Source organism: Ferroplasma sp. Type II (assembly GCF_000496155.1).
On sequence record NZ_KI542685.1, the window covers coordinates 2,022 to 6,102 of the forward strand.

The window sequence follows — 4,081 nt, forward strand, 5'->3', positions numbered from 1 at the left end:
TCCTCATAGATCGAGGTAAGATATATCCCCGTATGTGCTTTCCCATTTATTGTATATTCGCACTGATCTTCGCCTGAATCGATCTTGCTGAGAACTGTTTCAGCTATAATGCCGTTAGGAGTCCCTCTGGCAACCTCAACATTTCTTATAATCTGGTCTTCCAGAACCTTCGTGATTTCGGATTTTATTTCCGGAATTATCTCGATTAGATCTTCGAAAAATGATATAACTTCGAAAAGCCGGGGCTCTGTCTTGTCTTCATATTTCTTAAGGAATTCACTTGGCTGCACATTATTTATTTTATCGTGCCAGTTTATACGGAATTGCAGCAACTTGCTTCTGAGTTCCCGGGCCTTTGCTATGTATCCATCATATACCTTTCCTTTGATTTTTCTGGGAATATCCTCACGGTTCAATGCATAATCCATGTTGATCTGCAAGCTTTTTGATTCTATCGCATCGTCCTTGAACGGCTCTCTCCCGGCAAGTAACATAGGGCCGTAGATAGAGTAACCAATAATGGAGCTGAACCCCGACTGTATCTCGGTGCTTGCATTGAGCACGATCGAATTGCGATTATACTTCGCATTGATCATTGCCGAAGTTTCCTGGTCCATCTGTCCCTTCTCATCAACAAACAATATTACTTTGTAGAGTTCGGAAACCCTCTTAAGTGGCGCTGACTTAATATCTATGGCATAAAAGCCGTATGGGGTTAACTCACACAGGACAGTCAGCAGGCGAGATTTCCCTTTGCCGTATGGGGCAATCATGTGCACGAACGGGAAGGAGGAATCCTTGAGGGCATCAAAGAGGACAGCTTTCATCGTGTATAGTGAGAGAACAATCTCGTCATCCGGCCTTAGTTCTACGTAAGTGTGAATGAATCCTCTTATCTCATTGAAGAGTCCGTAGTCCGAATCGTATTCTTGAGGTTTCCCAGGAACTTTGACGGATTCCGTTTCCTCTTCCTGAAGTATTCTATCTTTCTTTGTTTGAGCTATCTGCGGAGCCGGCATTACAGTGTACTTATTTTCAGGAACTTCAGGATCCGGAACCTCGACACTATCCACAACCTCGAAGGAACCATCCCTATACTTCAGAAACCTGAACTGCCCATTGTCTGAAAACTCGGCATAATGGAAGCCATCAAGATTAAAGCGTGTTTTATAAATGGCACTCATGTTTTCCTGTTTTTCTGCATCACTTTTGTTGCTTGGAGTGAAGTTGATAACCTCAAGATAGAGGTTCGCACCCAGTTGTGCCTTGTATTTCCTTAGAATAGTTTTCGCGGTTTTCAATTCTTCATAGGTCAAGGTCTCTTTTTTGGCTAGTGCATGCCCCAGTTCCGTGTCGGTTTTGTTGAAGCCCTTTCCGTTTTCCTCGGAAGCGTGATCCGTATCCGTGCCCGCAAGAAGCTTTAAGGCCCTCGCAATAGGATTTTCCCTCATTTCAGCTTCTTTGAATTTCCTTTTGGCATCCTCTGCTGTATCTTTGTTATCTTTGCTTGCCATTTTATGCACTCCCTAAGGCTTTTGCAAGTTTTTCATAGCTTAACGCGTATCTGTTATGGGCTGCAGCTATCACTTGCCAAAACAAATCTCCCTTTATCTTTCCAGGAACCGATTCCTCGCATCCAAAAACCCCCGTGGAAACGGCTATCCACTGAAGAGGCCCTCCGCCTGTGCCATGCCGGAAACAATACCATTCGTTTAACTCGAAATCAACAACAAAATTATTTCCAGTTGCGCTTCCATGTATTGGATGTGGCCCCTGATATTTTGATCCACTTTGCTTAAAACCGGAAACATTAATCAGGTCTTTCATTGTAAGGGAATAGGGGTTTAACGGCTGTTTATATTCCGGTTTTGAATCGTTTTTTGACAGCTTTTCTTTGCCTTTGATATAAGGTTTGAATACCTCTAACAATTCAGATTTGGTTACAACGACAGGGGGGACTAAATGTAAATATATACTTCCGTATATGTTGCCATTCGGGTGTATAGAACCCGGCCCAAGATTCTGGCCACCTTTCCCCCTTATATAAGCCCCATCTATTAACGGAATATTGCCTACCGGTTCATCCTTGATTAAAAATAGATCACAAAAATGCCCTGGTGTTCCAGTATTAAATCTTGCAGTGTCCCCCAGAGATAGTGCCGCATTTCTTATTTTTTCATTGTCCTCGTCAATTCCAATAGACATGCCTGCCGGATGCAACAACCCCCAGTTGCCTCCTTTTAGAAGATAGTTATATACCTTTTCGGATGACACCGGATAATTATGGGAACTCTGCCAGGCGTGTTCAAATGGGGTTTTATCATGTGGTGATACAAGTATGGCCCTTATTCTTGGATAAGCCGTTAAAAAGTTTATTGTCTCTCTGGCTATTTCAATCCTTTCAGAGGGCGACATGTTTTTATCCTCGTTCTCATTATTCTTAGTAGTAATAATGGAACTGCCTTTATTACTATCAGTAAAATTTTTCATTTCTGAGTGCCCCCCATTGCTATGAGTTTGTCCCATGTTCCCAGCTTAGATATTAACTCATTACTATCCATAGTGTCGGGTTCTGACAGAATCAGCGATTTTACAGGTTCTGGGAGTTTGAGGGCTTTGTGCTTCAATTGTACAATGGACACTTGGGTCATTTTGACTCCCCCAGCTCTATTGTGATACCTGCTAATATCGGTGATTTCATTTTTTATCGCCTTCCAACTTTTCCAGCTCTTTCATGGATGCAATCCGTGCAAAGTCCGAGACAGAATTATATGCCTCATTCTTTGCTACAAATTTCTGGATCTCATCGAATAATGACGCGGGAATTTTAATGTCTTTCCAGACTTTCATATTCTGCACCTCTTGTTAGACATATATGTCTAAATACTTTTTTGATTATAAATATTTCGCCATATATGTCTAATATCTTTTTTATACTCTTATAATATGAGACATTCATGGCGAAAACGTATAAAGATGTGAAAATTCCAGAAGAACTGTTTTTTAACATTAAGAATTTTATAGAAAAGTATTCAGAATTAGGCTTCAGGTCTGTTTCAGAATTTGTCAATTCTTCCGCACGGAATGAAATGGAACGCATTGAAGACAGAAAACATAACGAATAATTCATTATTCTTCCCCCTGTCGCTGTATTTTTTTTACATTTTTCTTAAGAATGTTCATGTTATGCCTGTCAATATCAAGGGATGTGAGAGATTCCGGAAACTTTAGGGCTTTTTCCTTCAACAGTATTATATCAATCTTCTCTTTCATTATTTCCCCACCCACTTCTTAAACTTAATGTACTCTGCACGGGTCATGAATTCGCTATACCTTTCTCTGATCTTCGCACGCACAAAGTCAGAAAAGTTAAACCTGTCGAATTGGGTCATTATCCTAGCCTTTTACTGGTCGTCGGTTTCCACATTCGCTGATATCGATATATCTTTCATTAGTGAACATCATCGAAAACTATATATATGCTTAGTCCGTATTTACTATAACCTATGAAACAAAAAGTCTCTAATTGCCTGGACGGACACACAAAAATGAGAAAAACTTACTGCCTGGTGAAATTGGCCGGAAAGAGGAGATGGGGACCTGTCGGTTGGACTTTTGGGCGAATCACATGTTTAGAGAGCACCGCTGACTTTTATTTTCTTGAGAATTCTATTAATATCTTAATGAAAGAATAGTTTAATTAAATGTTCGTATTCGATGTTAAAACATATACTCGTTTACAAACGAAGACGCCCCGAACGGGATTTGAACCCGTGTCACAGGCTCGACAGGCCTGTATGATAGGCCGCTACACTATCGGGGCAACCTAGTATTCCCGTAATTCTATCGTTTTATTTAAACATTTTTTATTTTTTTGCTCTGTTGAACAAATATTCTGATTTCTTCTTTTTCCACTCTTCCTCTGATTTTATTCTCCTTTTCAGCCTCTAATTCATCTGATTTACCTCCATCTTTGCCCTCTGGTTTATATAGTCATATATCCAGAGCCTCTGGTATCCCTCTGCTTTCAATCCTTCTGTAGACCTGCTTACACAGTTCTCTCCAAACTTCCTCTTTACTG

General features: G+C 40.5%; 6 protein-coding genes, 1 tRNA gene and 1 pseudogene. 1 reads left to right on the forward strand and 7 read right to left on the reverse strand.

The window, feature by feature from the left end; all coding sequences use genetic code 11:
• From AMDU4_RS01060 to AMDU4_RS01075, 4 genes are all read right to left on the reverse strand, one after another.
• Window positions 1-1,514, reverse strand: a 1,514-nt coding sequence (locus AMDU4_RS01060) for a hypothetical protein (protein WP_290703831.1), incomplete at its 3' end; no start/stop codon positions are given.
• A gap of 1 nt (window position 1,515) precedes the next feature.
• The gene (locus AMDU4_RS01065; RefSeq protein WP_290703834.1) at window positions 1,516-2,490 is read right to left on the reverse strand and encodes a hypothetical protein; all 975 of its coding nucleotides are present in this window, start codon (window positions 2,488-2,490) and stop codon (window positions 1,516-1,518) included.
• Complete coding sequence (locus AMDU4_RS01070; RefSeq protein ID WP_021786151.1) at window positions 2,487-2,651, reverse strand: hypothetical protein; 165 nt, start codon at window positions 2,649-2,651, stop codon at window positions 2,487-2,489. The genes AMDU4_RS01065 and AMDU4_RS01070 overlap by 4 nt, the downstream gene beginning before the upstream one ends.
• A 46-nt stretch (window positions 2,652-2,697) precedes the next feature.
• Window positions 2,698-2,850, reverse strand: a complete 153-nt coding sequence (locus AMDU4_RS01075) for a hypothetical protein (RefSeq protein ID WP_009887433.1) — start codon at window positions 2,848-2,850, stop codon at window positions 2,698-2,700.
• A 107-nt stretch (window positions 2,851-2,957) separates the two neighbouring features.
• Here AMDU4_RS01075 and AMDU4_RS01080 point away from each other — a divergent pair, with 107 nt between their 5' ends.
• Window positions 2,958-3,125, forward strand: coding sequence for a hypothetical protein (locus AMDU4_RS01080; RefSeq protein WP_290703837.1), 168 nt, complete (start codon window positions 2,958-2,960; stop codon window positions 3,123-3,125).
• A 4-nt stretch (window positions 3,126-3,129) separates the two neighbouring features.
• Here the strand turns inward: AMDU4_RS01080 and AMDU4_RS01085 are convergent, their stop codons facing one another.
• The 3 genes and pseudogenes from AMDU4_RS01085 to AMDU4_RS01095 all read right to left on the reverse strand — a co-directional run.
• A complete protein-coding gene (locus AMDU4_RS01085) occupies window positions 3,130-3,273 on the reverse strand; it encodes a hypothetical protein (RefSeq protein ID WP_021786153.1) in 144 nt (47 codons plus the stop codon).
• A gap of 477 nt (window positions 3,274-3,750) precedes the next feature.
• Window positions 3,751-3,823, reverse strand: a tRNA-Asp gene (locus AMDU4_RS01090).
• A 124-nt stretch (window positions 3,824-3,947) separates the two neighbouring features.
• Window positions 3,948-4,081 (reverse strand): annotated as a pseudogene (locus tag AMDU4_RS01095) (IS5/IS1182 family transposase); the annotation flags it as partial.

Excerpts from the sequence above, each read along its gene's own strand:
- AMDU4_RS01080 (WP_290703837.1), top strand. The coding sequence starts at position 2,958 with ATGGCGAAAACGTATAAAGATGTGAAAATTCCAGAAGAACTGTTTTTT.
- AMDU4_RS01075 (WP_009887433.1), bottom strand. The coding sequence starts at position 2,850 with ATGAAAGTCTGGAAAGACATTAAAATTCCCGCGTCATTATTCGATGAG.
- AMDU4_RS01065 (WP_290703834.1), bottom strand. The coding sequence starts at position 2,490 with ATGAAAAATTTTACTGATAGTAATAAAGGCAGTTCCATTATTACTACT.
- AMDU4_RS01085 (WP_021786153.1), bottom strand. The coding sequence starts at position 3,273 with ATGAAAGAGAAGATTGATATAATACTGTTGAAGGAAAAAGCCCTAAAG.
- AMDU4_RS01070 (WP_021786151.1), bottom strand. The coding sequence starts at position 2,651 with ATGACCCAAGTGTCCATTGTACAATTGAAGCACAAAGCCCTCAAACTC.